Source organism: Streptomyces mirabilis (genome assembly GCF_018310535.1).
In the GTDB taxonomy this organism is placed as follows: Bacteria; Actinomycetota; Actinomycetes; order Streptomycetales; family Streptomycetaceae; genus Streptomyces.
On sequence record NZ_CP074102.1, the window covers coordinates 1,952,043 to 1,969,977 of the forward strand.

The window sequence follows — 17,935 nt, forward strand, 5'->3', positions numbered from 1 at the left end:
TCCCCACCGGGCCGAGGGGGCCCGTGATGCAATGGGGCACCACAGAACGGATCTCGGGGTGGAGTGGGACGTGTTGAGCGACGGTGGGGCCGATGCGGGGAGTTTCCAGCCTCTGGAGGACGGCGATCCTCGGGTCGTCGGCGGCTACCGCCTGGTGGCACGGCTCGGGTCCGGGGGCATGGGACGGGTCTATCTCTCGCACACGCCGGGCGGGCGGGCCGTCGCGGTCAAGGTGATCCGGCCGGAGCTGGCCGAGAACGCCGAGTTCCGCAAGCGGTTCCAGGCCGAGGTGGCCGCCGCGAGCCGGGTGCACGGGCTCTACACGGCTCCGGTCGTGGACAGCGACACCGGTGGATCGATGCCGTGGTGTGCGACCGCCTATGTGCCGGGGCCTTCCCTCGCCGACGCGGTACGCGATCACGGTCCGCTGCCCGTCGACACCGTGCTGCGGCTGATCGCCGGTGTCGCGGAGGCCCTGCAGGCGGTGCACCGCGAGGGCATCGTGCACCGGGACCTCAAGCCGTCGAACGTGCTGCTCGCCGCGGACGGCCCGCGGGTCATCGACTTCGGTGTCGCGCGGGCCGCGGACGCCACGTCGGTGACGATGAGCGGCACCGCCCTCGGAACCGTCGCCTACATGGCGCCGGAGCAGGTGCTCGGCGGGGATGCCATGCCGTCGGCCGACGTGTTCGCGCTGGGGCAGACCGCGGTGTTCGCGGCGACGGGCGGCGGCGCCTTCGGGGACGGGGATCCGCACGCGGTGCTCTACCGGGTGGTGCACGAGGAGCCCGATCTCAGCCGCGTACCGGTGGAGATACGGGAGCTGGTGGCACGGTGTCTGCGCAAGCCCGCCGCCGAGCGGCCTTCCGCCGAGGAGGTCATGCGCTCCGTCCAGACGATCCAGGCGGAGCTCGGTGCCGAAGCGCGGTCCGCGTCCGGGGCGTGGCTGTCGGGCGAACTGGCGGCGGGTATCGCGGCCCGGACCGAAGGCGCGGATCGGGCCCGGGCGGAGGCGGTTCCGGACACCCACGCTTCCGGAGCTTCGGGGGCATCCGGAGCGTCGGGGGCTTCGGGGGCGTCCGGAGCGTCGGGGGCTTTCGGACCCGCTGGATCCGGCGCCTTCGGACCGGCCGGTCCCGCCAGTCCGGTCGGTCCCGCCAGTCCGGCCGGTCCCGGCGCTTTCGGGCCTCCGATGGCCTACTCCCCCACCGCGCCGTCCCAGGCCACACCGTCCCACGCCGCGCTGCCCGGGCCCTTCGTGATGGGGCCAGGGGCCGCGCCGGGTCCGTACGCCCCGCATCCCTGGCCGCAGCCGCAGGAGCCGGACGCCGCCCGGACCTCCGCGGTGGGCACGGGCGGCAAGGGCCGCAAGGCCCGGGGCTGGGTGTTGGCGGCAGCCGCGCTCGTACTCGTCGCCGGTGGCGCGGCCGCCGCGCTGCTGCTCGTCCCGGGGAACGGCGACAAGAACGACAGCCGGGCGCAGGACGTGGCCGCGTCGCAGTCGGCCACGGCCGCCGAGGCTTCGCCGTCGGCGTCCGGCTCCCCGTCCCCCCGGGCCTCGAAGAAGCCCAAGACGGCCGGGTCCGCTCTGCCGCCCAGCCCTTCGGGGCCCCCGACGCCCACGCGGACCGCGACTTCGGCTCCCCCGACCGCCGCATCCAGCAAGCCCGCGGCTCCGACGGCCCCCGTATCGGTGACGTACGCCGGGATCCGGATGACCGCGAGCCACGACCTGTATCTCGCGGACACTCCGGTGCGGTCCAAGGCGGACACCGGGACCTCCGACGAGGATCTGACGTACGCCGTCTACTCCTCGGGGGCGGTCCTCGCCCCCGGCACCGACTCCGGCAGCTCTCTCGCCCTGCTGCCCGTGGGGCGGCTGGGGAGCCTCGACGCGTGCAAGGCGGCGACCGGCTACAAGAGCTACATCTGGGTCAAGGACCTCACCGTCGGCCAGCAGATGTGCGTGGTCAGCGGGACGGGGCACGTGGGGCTCGTGACGTATCGGGGTTCGTCCGGGACGACGTACGCCACCTTGGACGTGAAGGTCTGGCGCAACGCGGCCTAGGAGCAGACCTCTTCCCTCACGGGCCGAGGATGCCCGCACCCGGTCGTCGCACCATGAAGACGTCGATCGGGTCCTGAACCTCCACGGTGAACCCGTGGCGCTCGTACAGTCGCCGGGCGGCGCTGCCCTGCAGCACATTCAGACGGACGGGCATGCCGTCGGCGTCGGTGCGGTCCAGCAGGGTGCTCAGGACGGCCGAACCGAGCCCCCGGCCCTGCAAGCCCGGGACGAGATAGAAGTGCTCCAGCCACAGCCCGACCTCGGCCGGCCTCAGCGTGACGCAGCCCGCGAAGTCGCCGTCGGCGATGACGACCGACGTGTGCCCCGGGGAGAAGGATTCCCGCAGCCGCCGGCGGACCCGGCGCTCGTCGAACCGGCCCAGCCGCTCCAGGTCCGGGCGCATCACCGTCGCCCGCAGCTCGGCGATCACCTCGACATCCGCCTGCTCCGCGGAGCGCAGCGCCCATTCCATGGAAGGGTCCGGACCTCGGCGCGCCCCGTTCCCGGGCAGCGCCCGCCCCGGCCGTATCCGGTCCGCCCCCGCAGTCGTCTCCATGGTGGGAGTCTCTCAGTGGCCTGCCGAGACATTGAATCCCCATCCCGAGGGGGCTGAAGTGACCGAAGTACCAGAAGTACTGGGAGTACCCGAAGTACCCGAAGCGACCGGCGACGGTGACGCATCCCGGTGGTCGCGTGCCGAAGCCTTCCTGCGTGCGCGGGGAACCGCCGAGATGCCGCATCCGGGCGGCACACTGCTGGAGCATCTCGGCCGTGTCCGGCGGCTCCTGGCCGACTGGGGCGGCGACCCCGCGATCCAGGCGGCGGGGCTGTGCCATGCCGCGTACGGGACCGACGGCTTCGACCCGTACCTGCTGCCGGTCGCCGAGCGGGCGACCCTGGCGGAGCTGATCGGCGACCGGGCCGAGGCGCTGGTGTACCTGTACGCGAGCTGCGACCGCGGCACCGTCCTGCCCCGGATCGGGCGCGATCGGCCCGTCGTCTTCCGTGATCGCTTCACCGGCCGCGAGCACATTCCCACGGACGACGACCTGCGAGCTTTCTTGGAGATCACCGCCGCCGACGAACTCGACGTACTGGCCCACAACGAGGAACTGGCCGAGCGGTACGGCCCGGCCCTGTACCGGCTGTTGGCCGGAGCGGGCGACCTGCTGTCCGCCCCGGCCCAGGACGCCTGCGCCCGGCAGCTCGGCCCGCACGCCGCGCTCCCGGACCACTGATCGCCGGGTTCGACCGACTCGTACCGACCACGGCCGCGGCCGCGGCCGGAGCCCGAACGCTTGAGGTCAGCGAACACTTTTACCCGCCACTGATGGCATGCCCCGGTCAAATCTGCCAGGCTTCCCGCAGCCGTCGCCCTGACCACGGGGAGACGCAACGGAAATCTCACCCCAGCGATCGCGCAAGCGATGCGCGCAGCCCCCGGCTGCCCCCGGCGCACCCAGGCCGTCAGGGCGGTCACCGAGCAGGCCGGAATCCCGGCCGCCTCAAAGGAGTTTCGTGTGAGACCGACCCCCCACAAGGCCCTCGCCGCGAGCGCACTGGGCATCGCCGCGTTGGCCGCCGCCCTGCTCCCCGTCACCCCGGCGGCAGCCGCGCCGCCCACCGCACCACTGGCCGCCGCATGCACTCCGGCCCAGGTGGTCACCAACGGTGGTTTCGAGAGCGGGACTTCGCCCTGGACCCAGTCGGCGTCGACCGTGATCACCAGCCGTTCCGGTCAGAGCGCCCACGGCGGCTCCAGCTTCGCCTGGCTGAACGGTGTGGGCAGTACGCACACCGACACCCTCTCGCAGAGCGTCACGATCCCGTCCGGGTGCAGCAGCGCCACGCTCACCTTCTGGCTGCACATCGACACCGCCGAGACGACCTCGTCGACCGCGTACGACAAGCTGACGGCGAAGATCGGCAGTACGACACTGGCGACGTACTCGAACCTCAACAAGGCCACCGGCTACGTACAGAAGTCGTTCGACGTGTCGGCGTTCGCGGGCCAGACCGTGAGCCTCGCCTTCACCGGGACCGAGGACTCCAGCCTCCAGACGAGCTTCGTCCTCGACGACATCGCCCTCGACACCTCCGGCGGCACGACCCCGCCGGCGGACTCCACGCGCACGCCGGCCGCCCCCTCGTACACCGTCAACCTGAGCAGCAACACGAGCGGCACGGGCTGGACCGGCCACGAGAGCGCGACGTTCACCAACGCCTCCTCCACCGCGCTCAGCGAGGTGTACCTGAGGCTGTGGGACAACTACCACGGCACCTGCTCCGCGATGCCGATCACGGTCAGCAACGTCACCGGGGGCACCGCGGGCGCCCTGTCGGTCGGCTGCACCGCTCTGCAGATCGCCCTCCCGACCCCGCTGGCGCAGGGCCAGTCGGCCACGATCGGCTTCGACCTGGGGATCACCGTCCCCAGCGGCGCCGACCGCTTCGGCTACGACGGCGCGTTCAGCATGATCGGCAACGCGCTGCCGGTCCTCGCCATCAAGGACGGCTCGGGCTGGCACCTGGACCCGTACACCAACAACGGCGAGTCGTTCTACTCCCTGGCCGCCGACTTCAAGGTGACCCTCGACCACCCGACCACCCTGCTGGTCCCGGCCACGGGCACCTCGGTGGACACCCCCGGCTCCAGCGGACGCACGGTCACCACGGCCACCGCCTCCAAGGTCCGTGACTTCGCGTGGGCGGCGGGCCCGTTCACCAAGATCTCGGGTACGTCGACGGCGGGCACCCCGATCAACATCTACTCGGTCTCGGGGATCAGTTCGTCCAGCGCACAGTCCATGCTCACCACCGCGAAGACCGCGGTGGACGCCCATGCGGGCCGCTTCGGCGCCTACCCGTACGGCGAGTTGGACGCCGTGATCGACAACAACTTCTGGTTCGGCGGCATGGAGTACCCGGGGTTCGTCCTCGACCTGGTCTCCACCACGGCGCTCACCCATGAGATCGGGCACCAGTGGTTCTACGGGATCGTCGGCGACGACGAGTACAACAGCCCGTGGCTGGACGAGGCGTTCACCGACTACGCCACCGACCTGGCGCTGGGCAGTACCGGCACGAACTGCTGGAACAGCGTCTCCTGGGCCTCGACGGCGGAGAAGATCACCAACTCGATGGCCTACTGGGACGCCCACTCGTCCCGGTACTCCACCGTCGTCTACGGATACGGCAAGTGCGCCCTGCACGATCTGCGGCGCGTCCTCGGTGACACCACCATGGCCAAGTTGCTGAAGGACTACGCCACTTCGCACTGGTACGGCGTCTCGACCACGGCCGAGTTCAAGGCGGCCGCCCAGGCCGCCACGACCACGGACCTGACCTCGTTCTGGACCCAGCACCGCATCGACGGCTGACCAGGCGCCGGTTCGCCGCGGTTGACCCCTCGGGTGCATCCGCGGCGAACCGGCAACCGGGACGTGCGTGATCAGCGTCGTGACGCCGACCCACTCCCGCTGGTCGACCCGCGCTCACTGGCCGGCCCACGCCTACTGGCCGAGGGACCTCGGCGTCGACCCCGTCCCGGATCCTCCTCTTCGCCGACCGCGCAGGCTGCCGGCCGCGGCGTGCGGCGGACCGTCCCCTTCCAACGACCGCCGTGGACGTTGGGTAAGAACTTGATAACCCTCCGCAACCCCGCCGACCAGGCGTTTTTGTCGAATGATGGTGGTTTTCGACGCTTTTCGCACGAGGGTGGAGCCTTCGTCCGGTCGCAGGCTCGGCAATGACGTGGATAACCTCAAAAGCGAACATTTCGCCCATATGGGCGTGATCCGTTTGTGGGGGGACCCGTCACGTCAGGAGTCACACGTGAATTCCACACTCCGCAGCCGCTGCGCCAAGGCGATCGGCGCCGGCGCGCTCTCCGTCACTCTGCTGTCGGCCGGGACAGCGGGCGCCTTCGCCGCGTCCCCGAGCGCGGCCTCACCGAGCCCGAAGCCGAGCATGAACGGCAGCATGATGCCGCACATGACCGGCACCGCCAAGCCGCACATGACCGGCACCGCCAAGCCCACCAGGACCGGCATGCCCATGCCCACCAGGACCGGCATGGGCATGGCCAACGGCTCGATCACCGCCAGGGTGAGCAAGGCCCAGGTGCACGCCGGGCAGTCGGTGACGCTCACCGGACGCGCCAAGGGAGTGAAGGTCGGCTCCAAGGTGGTACTGCTGCACATGCACAACGGTAAGTGGACCGCTCTGAAGTCCAGCACCGTGCTCAAGAACGGCAGCAGCTACTCCCTGGTCACCAAGTTCAACAACAAGGGCAAGGAGCAGCTCCGGGTCATGGCGGGCAAGATCGTCTCGCCGACCGTCCTCGTGACGGTGAAGTGACCCGCCGACACCGCGACGAGGGGGCCGACCCGGGCATGGGTCGGCCCTTTCACGGTTCGATGAGTCCGGCCCTGATCGCGTACCGGGTGAGTTCGAGGCGGTCGCGCAGGCCGAGCTTCTGCAGCAGATTCGCCCGATGGCTCTCCACGGTCTTGGCACTGATGTAGAGCAGTCCGGCGATCTCCTTCGTCTTATGGCCCTCGGCGACCAGCTTGAGCACCTCCTCCTCGCGGTCGGTGACGGTCCGCACGGGCAGTCCCTCGCCGCGTCGCATCCGCTCCAGGTAGGTGCGTACGAGCGCGGTCTCGGCGCCGGGATAGATGAACGGCTCGTCGCGCATCGCCGCCCGGCACGCCTCGACCAGGTCGCGGTCGGCGACCGACTTCAGCACGTAACCGCAGGCCCCGGCCTTGAGCGCCTCGAAGAAGTACTGCTCGTTGTCGTACATCGTCAGGATGAGGATGCGCAGGTCCGGAAGACGGCGGGAGAGCTCGCGGGCCGCCTGGAGCCCGGTCATCCGGGGCATCGCGATGTCGAGGACGGCGAGGTCCACGTCCGTGTCGCGGGCCCGCGCGACCGCTTCGGCCCCGTCCCCGGCCTCGGCCACGACGCTCAGGTCCGGTTCGCCGTCCAGGATGAGCCGTACGCCACGGCGCACGAGCGTGTGGTCGTCGGCGAGCAGAACCCGGGTGGGCCGACCCCCGCCGGACTGCCGGTCGGGCACGGTCGGCACGGACGACATGGGCGGCACGGACGTCATCGGTCTCCCTCGAATGCGGTCGCGGCACGGAGCTGCGGCGGCACGCCGGTGTTCGGTGCGCCGGTGTTCGGTGCGCCGGTGTTCGGTGCGCCGGTGTTCGGTGCGCCGGACTTCGCTGCGCCGGACTTCGCTGCGCCGGACTTCGCTGCGCCGGACTTCGCTGCGCCGGTCTTCGCTGCGCCGGTCTTCGCTGCGCCGGTCTTCGTCGAGATGCGCAGCCGTACGTCGGTGCCCACCCCCGGCCCGGCACCGACCGCGAGCGCGGCGCCGATCAGCAGGGCCCGCTCCCGCATACCGCTGATCCCCGCCCCTTCCCGCAGCCGGCCGGGGCCCTTTCCGTTGTCCCGTACGAGGAGCTCGACGCCGTCGCCGCCGTCCACGCCGACGACCCGCCGCAACCGCAGTTCGGCGCGATCGGCGCCCGCGTGCCGGGCCGTGTTGGTGAGCCCTTCCTGAGCCACCCGGTAGACCACGAGTTCCGTCTCCTCCGTCAGCGGCGGCAGATCTCCGTCGAGGTGATGGCGTACGGACAGGCCGTGCGTGGTGAACTCGGCCGCCAGCGACCGCAGCGCGCTGTGCAGCCCGAGTTCCTCCAGGACACCGGGGCGCAGCCGACGGGCGATGCGGCGGATCTCGTCCAGGCTGCCGCGGGTCGCCTCCTGCGCCTGCCGTACCTCCTCCCGCAGCTCCCCGGGCACCTGGTCGGCGACCCGTTTGAGCTGCAGCAGCACGGCGGTCAGAGTCTGGCCCACCTCGTCGTGGAGCTCCTGGGAGATGCGTCGGCGCTCGCCCTCCTGCGCGCAGAGCGCGCGGGCCGAACTGGTGGCGCGCTCGGTCTCCAGCCGGTCGAGCATGGTGTTGTACGTGGTGATCAGCCCGGCGACCTCCGCGGGGCCGGTCACGGGTGCCCGTGCCCCGGGATGCAGCAGGTCGGCGGTGGCCATGGCCCGGCCGAGCCGTTGCAGGGGGGCCAGTCCTATCCGCAGCACGAGCGCGTTGACGACGAGCAACACCGCGAGCCCCGCGACGACGACCAGCACCTCGCCCGGAAGTATCGGCGTCGACACGGTGACCGGGCCCAGCAGCAGCGCGGTGGCCACGGTCAGGCCCGCGGCATTGAGCAGGAAGATCCGCCGGAACAGCGACACGTTCTTCTGTCCGTCCCTTCCTGTCCTCCCGGCCCTTCCGAGCTGCGGCGACGCCGCTGTCCCGGTCAGCTTCGCGCCTGTCGAGCGGTCGTGTCCATCCGTGCCAACACCCATGTCGCCACGGTACGGGGGATGGCAGCATGACCGTTTTGCACGGGAACGCAGGACCGTGACTCGATGAACAAGGGGAGATCATGTCCACGCCACGCCTTCGGGCGACGCCACTGCCGGGCATCGGGGTCCAGTACGACCTCATGACGCGCGAACAGCGCCACCTGTCGGTGGTGGCGCACCGCGACGGCGCCCGTACCGTGAGCGTGTACCGCGCCGACGACCCCGACTCCTGCGCCCAGTCGCTGCGGCTGACGAGCGGCGAGGCGGCCTCGCTGATCGACGCGCTGAAGCCCTCCCACCACAGCCCGAGCCTGCTCTACACCACCGACCTCGGGCTGATCGCCGAGCGCATCGAGATCGCCGCGACGTCCCACTGGAACGGCCGGGTGCTGGGCGAGACCCGGATGCGGACCGAGACCGGCGCGTCCGTGGTGGCGGTGCTGCGCCGCGCCGAGGCCATCCCCTCCCCGACCCCGGACTTCCGGCTGGCGGGCGGGGACACCCTGATCGTCGTCGGCACCCGCGAAGGCGTCGACGGCGCCGCGGCGATACTCGGACGGGAGTGAGCGCGTGCACTCTGCTGTTCTGCTGATCGAGTTCGGCGCCATCATCCTGTGTCTCGGGCTGCTCGGGCGCGCCGCCGCCCGGTTGCGGTTCTCCCCCATCCCGCTGTATCTGCTGGCCGGTCTCGCCTTCGGCGAGGGCGGGCTGCTCCCGCTCGGCGCGAGCGAGGAGTTCGTCGCCACCGGCGCCGAGATCGGCGTCATCCTGCTGCTGCTGATGCTCGGCCTGGAGTACACGGCCAGCGATCTGGTCTCCAACCTCAAGGCCCACTACCCCTCGGGCCTGGTCGACTGCACCCTCAACGCCCTGCCCGGCGCGGCCGCCGCGCTGCTGCTCGGCTGGGGTCCGGTGGCCGCCGTGGTCCTGGCGGGCGTCACCTGGATCTCCTCGTCCGGTGTCATCGCCAAGGTGCTGGGCGACTTGGGGCGGGTGGGCAACCGGGAGACACCGGTGATCCTCAGCATCCTCGTCCTGGAGGACCTGGCGATGGCGGTCTACCTGCCCATCGTCACCGCGCTGGTGGCCGGGGTCGGGCTGGCCGCGGGCAGTGTGACGCTCGCGATCGCCCTGGGAGCCGCCGGACTCGTCCTGTTCGTGGCCGTCCGCTACGGCCGTGTCATCTCCCGCTTCGTCTCCAGCGACGACCCCGAGAAGCTGCTGCTCGTCGTGCTGGGCCTGACGATCCTCGTCGCGGGCATCGCGCAGCAGCTCCAGGTCTCCGCCGCCGTCGGGGCGTTCCTGGTCGGCATCGCCCTGTCCGGGGAGGTCGCGGAGGGCGCGCACACGCTGCTCAGCCCGTTGCGGGACCTCTTCGCGGCGATCTTCTTCGTCTTCTTCGGACTGCACACCGACCCGGCGAGCATCCCGCCGGTGCTGCCGCCCGCGCTCGCGCTGGCCGTCGTCACGGCGCTGACGAAGATCGCCACCGGGTACTGGGCGGCACGCCGGGCCGGTATCTCCGTCGGCGGGCGATGGCGGGCGGGCGGCGCGCTGGTCGCACGCGGCGAGTTCTCCATCGTCATCGCAGGGCTCGCGGTCACGGCCGGCATCGAGCCCTCACTCGGCCCGCTGGCCACGGCGTACGTGCTGGTCCTGGTCGTACTCGGCCCGCTCACCGCCCGCTCCACCCAGCCGCTGGCCGAACGGCTCACGGCCCGGTTCGGCTTCCCCGAGCGCCGGGGCCACGCGGCACGGCCCGAGGGGGCGGAACGGGCACGGACCGAGGGGGCGGAACCGGCACAGCCCGAGGCGGAGGGTGAGGCCCGGCAGCAGACCGCCGTCGGGGACTGAGCCGGGCCGATCGAGCAGAGGGGCCTACGCGTCCGCGCCCCTCCACCCCTGCTCCCGCAGTACCTCCGACACGTCCGGCGCCCGGTAGTGCTCCCCCTTGAGCACCTTGCCGTCGGCCCGGCGGGCGACGCGGCCGTCGGGGCCCAGCTTCGTCATGTTGGAGCGGTGGACCTCGGCGATCAACGCGTCGAGGTCGATGCCGTGGACGAGCGCGGTGCCGTACGCCACGTACACGACGTCGGCCAGCTCGTGCGCCAGCCGGTCCAACGGGCCCGAGACCGAGACCTCGGCGACTTCGGCGGCCTCCTCGGCGAGCAGTTCACCTCGGCGGGCGGCCAGCGCCGGGGAGACCTCCGTCGGCGTGCTGCGCGCGTCGAGCCCGAAGGCGAGGTGGAACTCACGGACCAGGGACGCCGGGGAGGGAGAAGCGGGGGAGGGAACGGGAGACTGGGAAGAAGTGACCGGGGAGTCGGGCGAGGTCTGCATCCGCCGACCCTACCGAGCCGATGCCCCACCCCCGCCGGCCCGATGTCGCACCCCTACGGGCCCCTACCGGCCCCCTCCCGGCCTCCTCTCGGCCCCGCCCTGGTCAGGACGGCACCCCGGCTGGCAGGATCGCGCGCATGGTCCTGGCACTCCCCCGTATCGACCGGCGCCGCGCGCTGTTCGGCTCGGCCGCCGCGCTCGTGGTGTTCGGGCTGCTGTTGTGGTGGCTGCTGCCGCTGGGCGAGGAGTCGCCGGGCGGCAGGATCACGTTCAGCACGGGCACCCCGACCGGGGTGTACCAGAAGTACGGCATGCTGCTGCAGACCGCGCTCGCCAAGGACATGCCGCGCCTGGACGTCCGGCTGAAGAACAGCGACGGCTCGCAGGAGAACGTCCGCCGGGTGGCCACGGGCCAGGCCGACTTCACCATCGCGGCGGCCGACGCGGTGGAGACGTACATCCTGGAGAACAAGCCGGGAGCGGGCCAACTGCGCGGCTGCGCCCGGCTGTACGACGACTATGTGCACCTGGTCGTCCCGCGCGACTCAACCGTCCAGTCGGTGGCGGACCTGCGGGGCAAGAGGGTCGCCGTGGGGCCGGACGGTTCCGGGGTACGGCTGATAGCGGAGCATGTTCTGCAGGCTGCCGGGCTCGACTCCGCGAAGGACATCAAGCCGTTCCCGGACGGCATCGGCACCATGCCGGACCTGCTCGAACAGCACAAGATCGACGCCTTCTTCTGGTCGGGCGGCCTGCCGACGAGCGCGGTGCAGCAGCTCTCGAAGAGCTTCGCCGTCAGGCTGGTGCCGATCACCGGCGACCTCGTCGCGAAGCTGCACGAGCAGGGCGGCGCAGCCCGCTACTACCGGTCCGCGGTGATGCCCGCCGACGCCTACCCCGAGGCCCAGCAGGGCTCGTCCGTGCAGACGCTGGCGGTGGCGAACTTCCTGATCACCCGGGAGGACTCGGACGCCCGGCTCACCGAGGAGCTCACCCGTACGGTGATCAACAGCCGCGACCGCATCGGCCGTCAGGTGCACGCGGCCCAGCTGGTGGACCTGCGCACGGCCATCTACACGGACCCACTGCCCCTGCACGAGGGCGCCCGGCGCTACTACCGCTCGGTCAAGCCGTAGCGCGGGCCGCCTCCCGGCCACAGCCCCCGGCCGTGGCCGCCCCGCTCACGACTCGGGCCGCGACCTCGGCACCGTCACCGTCACCCTGAGGCCGTGCGGCTCGTGACGGGCGTACGCGATGGACCCGCCACCCGCCGAGAGCAGCACCCGCGAGATGGACAGGCCCAGGCCCGAGCCCTTGATGTTCTGGTGCCCCGCGCTGCGCCAGAAGCGGTCGCCGATGCGGGCCAGTTCCTCGTCGCTGAGGCCCGGACCGCGGTCGGTGACGACCACCGTCGAGACCTCGCCGTTCGACGCGACCGTCACCTCGACGTCCTCGCCCTCGGGCGTGAACTTCAGCGCGTTGTCGATCACCGCGTCCAGGGCACTGGACAGGGTGACCGGGTCGGCCCAGGCGGTGGTGGCCGGGCAGGTCCCCGTCAGGCGTACTCCCCTGCTGTCGGCCAGTGGTGACCAGGACGCGACGCGCTCGGCCGCCAGCTCACCGATGTCGGTCAGCCGCAGGTCCGCCTCGGCGTGCTCGGCGAGCGCCAGGTCGAGCAGGTCGTCCAGGACCTCGGCGAGGCGCTTGCCCTCGGTGCGGACCGACGCGATCTCCTCATTGTCCTCCGGCAGTTCGAGCGCGAGCAGTTCGATGCGCAGCAGCAGCGCCGAGAGCGGGTTGCGCAACTGGTGCGAGGCGTCGGCGACGAAGGCGCGCTGCTGCTCCAGGACGTCTTCGACGTTGTCCGCCATCTCGTTGAACGACCGGGCCAGGCGCCTGAGTTCCGGCGGACCGCCCGCGACCGCGACCCGCGACTTCAGCCGCCCGGTCGCGATGTCGTGGGTGGTGGCGTCGAGGACGCGTACGGGCCTGAGCACCCAGCCGGTCAGCCGCAGCGCCGCGCCGAGGGCGAGGAGCATCGCGGCGACCTCGCCCGCGCCGATGATCACCCAGCCGTGCAGGATCTTCGAACGCATCTGTCCGGTGGGCGAGTCGGTGACCACGACCGCGATGACGTCACCGTCCCGGATGACCGGGGACGCGACGACGAGCCGGTCGCGCTGCCACGGCCAGACCTGCTCCGGGTCGTGGCTGCGGCGGCCCAGGAGCGCCTCGTTGAAGGCGTCGCGTCCCTCGCCCTTCCCGACCACGTACCAGTTCTCGGGCGCGTTGGCCATGGGGGCCAGGTCGCGGTAGAAGACGCCGACACGAATGCCGTACACCTCGTAGTACGCGACGAGTTCCTTGCGCAGGGTCTCCCCGCGCTCGTCCGTCGTGCCCACTCGGGAGCCGCCGGCCGGCTGCTCGGTGACGAACTGCGCGAGGGCGGCGAAGCGTGCCGTGTCGTCGATGCGGTCGACGACCACACGCTGTTGCTCGGCGGCCGCGACACTCACGGCGAGCGGGATGCCGAGCGCGAGCAGCACGGCTGCCATCAGAACGATGAGCAGCGGAAGGAGGCGGGTGCGCACCGGTGCACGCTACGCCGCGGGAGCGACGAGCCGGTACCCCACGCCGCGCACGGTCTCGATCAGCGCCGGCATGCGCAGCTTGGAACGCAGGGACGCGACATGCACCTCCAGGGTGCGCCCGGTCCCCTCCCAACTGGTGCGCCACACCTCGCTGATGATCTGCTCCCGGCGGAAGACCACCCCGGGCCGCTGGGCGAGCAGCGCGAGCAGGTCGAACTCCTTGCGGGTCAGTTGGACGACCGAACCGTCGACGCTGACCTGGCGGGTGGGCAGTTCGATGCGGACCGGCCCGAGCCGCAGCGCGGTGTCGCCGGAACCGGCGGCGTCGTCGGGGACGCTGCGCCGACTGACGGCGTGGATACGGGCGAGCAGTTCTCCGGTGTCGTAGGGCTTCACCACGTAGTCGTCGGCGCCGAGGTTGAGGCCGTGGATCCGGGACCGTACGTCGGAGCGGGCGGTGACCATGATCACCGGAGTGCTGGTGCGTTTGCGGATCTTGCCGCAGACCTCGTAGCCGTCCTGGTCGGGCAGGCCCAGGTCGAGCAGGACCACACCGAAGCCGTCGCTTTCCGGAACCAGCGCCTGCAGGGCCTCCTCACCGCTGCGGGCGTGCGTGACGTCGAAGCCGTGTCGCGCCAGCACCGCGGACAGGGCAGCCGCGACGTGGTTGTCGTCCTCGACGAGCAGCAGTCTCACTCCGGCCCCCTCCGGTTCATCGGTCGTACGGTCCGATCCTGTTGGATCGCGGCGCACACGCGTGTGCACCAAGGAAGTCACGCCGATGGATCACGACGGCGTCAAGAGGCTTCGGGTCGCGGAGGACTTCCGTTACCCAGCCGGTACGCGGCCGGTACGCGGTCGCGCAACAGCTGCTACGACACGTGTCCGATTGCTACCGGATCGTGATGCTCAAGTTCCCCTCAGATGTAATGACGCTGGTCGCACGGGGTCACTACTGTCCACCGAAACCGAGGAGGACGGAGCCCCAGAGCGATGACCGAAGTATCGGTGGCCAAGGATGCCGTGGCCGCGACCGAGGACCTGGTCGTCCTGAAGAGCGTCAACAAGCACTTCGGCGCGTTGCACGTGCTCCAGGACATCGACCTGACGATCGCACGTGGCGAAGTCGTCGTGGTCATCGGGCCCTCCGGGTCCGGGAAGTCCACCCTGTGCCGCACCATCAACCGCCTGGAGACGATCGATTCGGGCGACATCACGATCGACGGCAAGCCGCTGCCCGACGAGGGCAAGGCACTGGCCCGGCTGCGGGCCGACGTGGGCATGGTCTTCCAGTCCTTCAACCTCTTCGCGCACAAGACGGTGCTCGAGAACGTGATGCTGGGTCAGATCAAGGTCCGCAAGGCCGACAAGAAGGCGGCCGAGGAGAAGGCGCGCGGACTGCTCGACCGGGTGGGCGTGGGCACCCAGGCGGACAAGTACCCCGCGCAGTTGTCGGGCGGTCAGCAGCAGCGGGTCGCGATCGCGCGGGCGCTGGCGATGGACCCCAAGGTCATGCTCTTCGACGAGCCGACCTCGGCACTCGACCCCGAGATGATCAACGAGGTCCTGGAGGTCATGCAGCAGCTCGCGAGCGACGGCATGACGATGATCGTCGTCACCCACGAGATGGGCTTCGCTCGTTCGGCTGCCAACCGGGTGGTCTTCATGGCCGACGGTCGCATCGTCGAAGAGGCCGTGCCGGACCAGTTCTTCAGCAATCCCCGCAGCGACCGCGCCAAGGACTTCCTGTCGAAGATCCTTCACCACTGACGGCCTGCGCTTCGTCATCACTGAAGTTCGTTCCTGAACCGACGTTCAGCACTGACGTTCAGCACTGACGTTCAGCACTGACCTTCATCACTGAAGCCCATGCCTGAAGACCTGCATCTCCTCCCCAGCCAAAGGATGTTCACCATGAAGCTCCGCAAGGTCACCGCCGCCTCGGCCGTCGTGCTCGCGCTCGCCGTGACCGCCACGGCGTGCGGCTCCGACAACAAGAAGGACAGCGGCTCCTCGGGCAGTGGCGGCGGCAAGATCACCGTCGGCATCAAGTTCGACCAGCCGGGCATCGGCCAGAAGACCCCGCAGGGTTACGCGGGCTTCGACGTCGACGTCGCCACGTACGTCGCCGGGAAGCTCGGCTACAAGCCCGACCAGATCCAGTGGAAGGAGACGAAGAGCGCCGACCGCGAGAACGCGCTCTCGCGCGGTGACGTCGACTTCATCGCCGCCTCCTACTCGATCACCCCGGAACGCGAGAAGAAGGTCGACTTCGCCGGTCCCTACCTGCTCGCCCACCAGGACGTGCTGATCCGGTCCGACGACACCGCCATCAAGTCGCCGTCGGACCTCAACAGCAAGAAGCTGTGTTCCGTGGTCGGTTCGACCTCGGCTCAGAACGTGCACGACAAGCTGGCGCCCAAGGCCCAGCTCCAGCAGTACCCGACGTACTCGGCCTGCCTGACGGGGCTGCAGAACAAGGCGATCGACGCCCTGACGACGGACGACTCGATCCTCGCCGGCTATGCCTCGCAGGCCGCCTTCAAGGGCAAGTTCAAGCTCGGCGGCTTCAAGATGACCAACGAGAACTACGGCATCGGCGTCAAGAAGGGCAGCGACCTCAAGGCCAAGATCAACACTGCTCTCGAGGCGATGGTCTCCGACGGTTCCTGGAAGAAGGCCGTGGACAAGAACTTCGGTCCGGCGCAATACAAGAACGAGCCCGCTCCGAAGATCGGCAACATCGTCAGCTGATGTAGGGCCCGCCGGTGCGCCGCCCTCGGGGGGCGGCGCACCCGGGCATCACCACACGCGGAAGCGCGGGAAATCGTGTTCGACTTTCTTCAAGGTTACGACCTGCTGGGAGCGTTCTGGATGACGGTGAAGCTCACCGTCCTCTCAGCCGTCGGCTCCCTGATATGGGGAACCCTGCTGGCCGCCATGCGGGTCGGTCCGGTGCCTCTCATGCGCGGATTCGGCACCGCCTACGTCAACATCGTGCGGAACATCCCGCTGACCGTGATCATCCTGTTCACCTCGCTGGGCCTCAACCAGACCCTGCAGGTGAGTCTCGGCGCGGACAAGTTCGAGACGATCAACTTCCGGCTGGCCGTGCTCGGTCTGATCGCCTACACCTCGGCCTTCGTCTGCGAGGCGCTGCGCTCCGGCATCAACACCGTGCCCGTCGGGCAGGCGGAGGCGGCCCGCGCCATCGGCCTGAACTTCACCCAGGTCCTCACCCTGATCGTGCTTCCCCAGGCGTTCCGTTCGGTCGTCGGCCCACTGACGAACGTGCTGATCGCCCTGACGAAGAACACCACGGTGGCGGCCGCGATCGGTGTCGCCGAAGCGGCCACCCTGATGAAGTCCATGATCGAGAACGAGGCCCAACTCATCGCGATCTCCGCCGTCTTCGCCTTCGGGTTCATGTGTCTGACACTGCCGACCGGCCTCCTCCTCGGCTGGGTGGGCAAGAAGGTGGCGGTGAAGCGATGACGTCCGTCCTGTACGACGCCCAGGGCCCCCGCGCCAAGCGGCGCAACATCCTCTACTCGGCGCTGTTCCTGGTCGCCTTCGCGGCCCTGTTGTGGTGGGTGATCACCAGCCTCAACGACAAGGACCAGCTTGCCTGGGAGAAGTGGAAACCCTTCGTCCACGGCGAGGCGTGGAGCACGTACCTCTGGCCGGGACTGCTGAACACCCTGAAGGCCGCGGCCCTGGCCATGATCATCGCCCTGCCGCTCGGTGCCGTCTTCGGCATCGCCCGGCTCTCCGACCACGCCTGGATCCGGATACCCGCGGCCGCGATCGTGGAGTTCTTCCGCGCCATCCCGGTGCTGGTCCTCATGATCTTCGCTCTCGCCGCGTACTCCGAGTACACGAACATCAGCTCGGACGACCGTCCGCTCTACGCGGTCTTCACGGGACTGGTGCTCTACAACTCCTCGGTCCTCGCGGAGATCGTCCGCGCGGGCATCCTGTCGCTGCCCAAGGGGCAGTCCGAGGCGGCCATGGCCGTCGGTCTGCGCAAGAACCAGGTCATGCGGTTCATCCTGCTGCCGCAGGCGGTCACCGCGATGCTGCCGGCGATCGTCAGCCAGCTCGTCGTGATCGTGAAGGACACCGCGCTCGGCGGCGCGGTCCTCACCTTCCCCGAGCTGCTCGCCTCCGTCGGCCCGATGAGCGCGTACTACGGCGCGAACACCATCGCCAGCTTCACCGTGGTGGCCCTGATCTACATCGCGATCAACTTCAGCCTCACGAGCTTCGCGAGTTGGCTGGAGGGACGACTGCGGCGCGGCAAGAAGTCGACGGGCGTGGTGCTTGCGCCGGCCGCGGTCGGGGGCACGGAGTCGACCGGCGCGGGCGGCGCGGGCGGCAGCATCTGACGGGTCCTCACCCTGCGTCGGCGTCAACGGGGGCAGTGGCGTGATCACCACTGCCCCCGTCACTTGACGCAAGCACCGGCAATGGGTTGCATACGTTCTGTGATCGTGCACCCCGCTCCAACTGCCTGTTTCCGAACGTTCCTCAGGACGCCGCTCCGGGCAGGGGG

The 17,935-nt window shown here is 70.2% G+C and carries 17 protein-coding genes and 1 pseudogene; 12 read left to right on the top strand and 6 right to left on the bottom strand.

Annotated elements, in window-relative coordinates; translation table 11 throughout:
- The first annotated feature begins 70 nt into the window (after positions 1-70).
- A complete protein-coding gene (locus SMIR_RS08470; RefSeq protein ID WP_249938400.1) occupies positions 71-2,068 on the top strand; it encodes a serine/threonine-protein kinase in 1,998 nt (665 codons plus the stop codon).
- A 16-nt stretch (positions 2,069-2,084) separates the two neighbouring features.
- On the opposite strand, the gene SMIR_RS08475 is transcribed toward SMIR_RS08470, so the two are convergent.
- Positions 2,085-2,540, bottom strand: coding sequence for a GNAT family N-acetyltransferase (locus SMIR_RS08475; RefSeq protein ID WP_168501339.1), 456 nt, complete (start codon positions 2,538-2,540; stop codon positions 2,085-2,087).
- Positions 2,541-2,682: 142 nt separating this feature from the next.
- On the opposite strand from SMIR_RS08475, the gene SMIR_RS08480 reads away from it, so the two are divergent.
- The 3 genes from SMIR_RS08480 to SMIR_RS08490 all read left to right on the top strand — a co-directional run bounded on the left by SMIR_RS08480 (position 2,683) and on the right by SMIR_RS08490 (position 6,427).
- Positions 2,683-3,306, top strand: coding sequence for a DUF6817 domain-containing protein (locus SMIR_RS08480; protein ID WP_248003161.1), 624 nt, complete (start codon positions 2,683-2,685; stop codon positions 3,304-3,306).
- A gap of 282 nt (positions 3,307-3,588) precedes the next feature.
- Positions 3,589-5,448 (top strand): M1 family aminopeptidase, encoded by a 1,860-nt coding sequence (locus SMIR_RS08485; RefSeq protein ID WP_168496324.1) that lies wholly within the window; start codon positions 3,589-3,591, stop codon positions 5,446-5,448.
- 454 nt (positions 5,449-5,902) lie between these two features.
- Positions 5,903-6,427: a hypothetical protein gene (locus tag SMIR_RS08490; protein WP_168496322.1), complete on the top strand. Its 525-nt coding sequence runs from the start codon at positions 5,903-5,905 to the stop codon at positions 6,425-6,427.
- Between the two features lie 49 nt (positions 6,428-6,476).
- On the opposite strand, the gene SMIR_RS08495 is transcribed toward SMIR_RS08490, so the two are convergent.
- Complete coding sequence (locus SMIR_RS08495) at positions 6,477-7,169, bottom strand: response regulator (protein WP_212728330.1); 693 nt, start codon at positions 7,167-7,169, stop codon at positions 6,477-6,479.
- A 31-nt stretch (positions 7,170-7,200) separates the two neighbouring features.
- Here SMIR_RS08495 and SMIR_RS44895 point away from each other — a divergent pair, with 31 nt between their 5' ends.
- Positions 7,201-7,488, top strand: coding sequence for a pentapeptide repeat-containing protein (locus SMIR_RS44895; protein WP_422664513.1), 288 nt, complete (start codon positions 7,201-7,203; stop codon positions 7,486-7,488).
- Here SMIR_RS44895 and SMIR_RS08500 read toward each other — a convergent pair.
- Positions 7,373-8,449 (bottom strand): annotated as a pseudogene (locus tag SMIR_RS08500) (HAMP domain-containing sensor histidine kinase); the annotation flags it as partial. The gene SMIR_RS44895 and the pseudogene SMIR_RS08500 overlap by 116 nt on opposite strands.
- Before the next feature lie 80 nt (positions 8,450-8,529).
- On the opposite strand from SMIR_RS08500, the gene SMIR_RS08505 reads away from it, so the two are divergent.
- Both SMIR_RS08505 and SMIR_RS08510 read left to right on the top strand, forming a co-directional pair.
- Positions 8,530-9,015, top strand: coding sequence for a cation:proton antiporter regulatory subunit (locus tag SMIR_RS08505; protein WP_168496318.1), 486 nt, complete (start codon positions 8,530-8,532; stop codon positions 9,013-9,015).
- Between the two features lie 4 nt (positions 9,016-9,019).
- Positions 9,020-10,303, top strand: a complete 1,284-nt coding sequence (locus SMIR_RS08510; RefSeq protein ID WP_212726836.1) for a cation:proton antiporter — start codon at positions 9,020-9,022, stop codon at positions 10,301-10,303.
- A 24-nt stretch (positions 10,304-10,327) separates the two neighbouring features.
- Here the strand turns inward: SMIR_RS08510 and SMIR_RS08515 are convergent, their stop codons facing one another.
- Positions 10,328-10,789 carry a pyrophosphohydrolase domain-containing protein gene (locus SMIR_RS08515; RefSeq protein WP_249938401.1) on the bottom strand — a complete coding sequence of 154 codons (462 nt, stop codon included), beginning with the start codon at positions 10,787-10,789 and terminating at the stop codon, positions 10,328-10,330.
- Positions 10,790-10,926: 137 nt separating this feature from the next.
- On the opposite strand from SMIR_RS08515, the gene SMIR_RS08520 reads away from it, so the two are divergent.
- Positions 10,927-11,925: a TAXI family TRAP transporter solute-binding subunit gene (locus tag SMIR_RS08520; RefSeq protein WP_168496312.1), complete on the top strand. Its 999-nt coding sequence runs from the start codon at positions 10,927-10,929 to the stop codon at positions 11,923-11,925.
- 45 nt (positions 11,926-11,970) lie between these two features.
- Here the strand turns inward: SMIR_RS08520 and SMIR_RS08525 are convergent, their stop codons facing one another.
- Entirely contained in the window at positions 11,971-13,380 is a 1,410-nt protein-coding gene (locus tag SMIR_RS08525) for a sensor histidine kinase (RefSeq protein WP_168496310.1), read from the bottom strand.
- A 9-nt stretch (positions 13,381-13,389) separates the two neighbouring features.
- Positions 13,390-14,076: a response regulator transcription factor gene (locus tag SMIR_RS08530; protein ID WP_168496308.1), complete on the bottom strand. Its 687-nt coding sequence runs from the start codon at positions 14,074-14,076 to the stop codon at positions 13,390-13,392.
- A gap of 297 nt (positions 14,077-14,373) precedes the next feature.
- On the opposite strand from SMIR_RS08530, the gene SMIR_RS08535 reads away from it, so the two are divergent.
- From SMIR_RS08535 to SMIR_RS08550, 4 genes are all read left to right on the top strand, one after another.
- Positions 14,374-15,150 carry an amino acid ABC transporter ATP-binding protein gene (locus tag SMIR_RS08535; RefSeq protein WP_054229851.1) on the top strand — a complete coding sequence of 259 codons (777 nt, stop codon included), beginning with the start codon at positions 14,374-14,376 and terminating at the stop codon, positions 15,148-15,150.
- A gap of 144 nt (positions 15,151-15,294) precedes the next feature.
- The gene (locus SMIR_RS08540; RefSeq protein ID WP_168496306.1) at positions 15,295-16,134 is read left to right on the top strand and encodes a glutamate ABC transporter substrate-binding protein; all 840 of its coding nucleotides are present in this window, start codon (positions 15,295-15,297) and stop codon (positions 16,132-16,134) included.
- A 75-nt stretch (positions 16,135-16,209) separates the two neighbouring features.
- On the top strand, positions 16,210-16,875 hold the full coding sequence (locus SMIR_RS08545) for an amino acid ABC transporter permease (protein WP_168496304.1): 666 nt from the start codon (positions 16,210-16,212) through the stop codon (positions 16,873-16,875).
- The gene (locus SMIR_RS08550; protein ID WP_168496302.1) at positions 16,872-17,768 is read left to right on the top strand and encodes an amino acid ABC transporter permease; all 897 of its coding nucleotides are present in this window, start codon (positions 16,872-16,874) and stop codon (positions 17,766-17,768) included. Before SMIR_RS08545 ends, SMIR_RS08550 begins: the two co-directional genes overlap by 4 nt.
- Positions 17,769-17,935 lie beyond the last annotated feature (167 nt).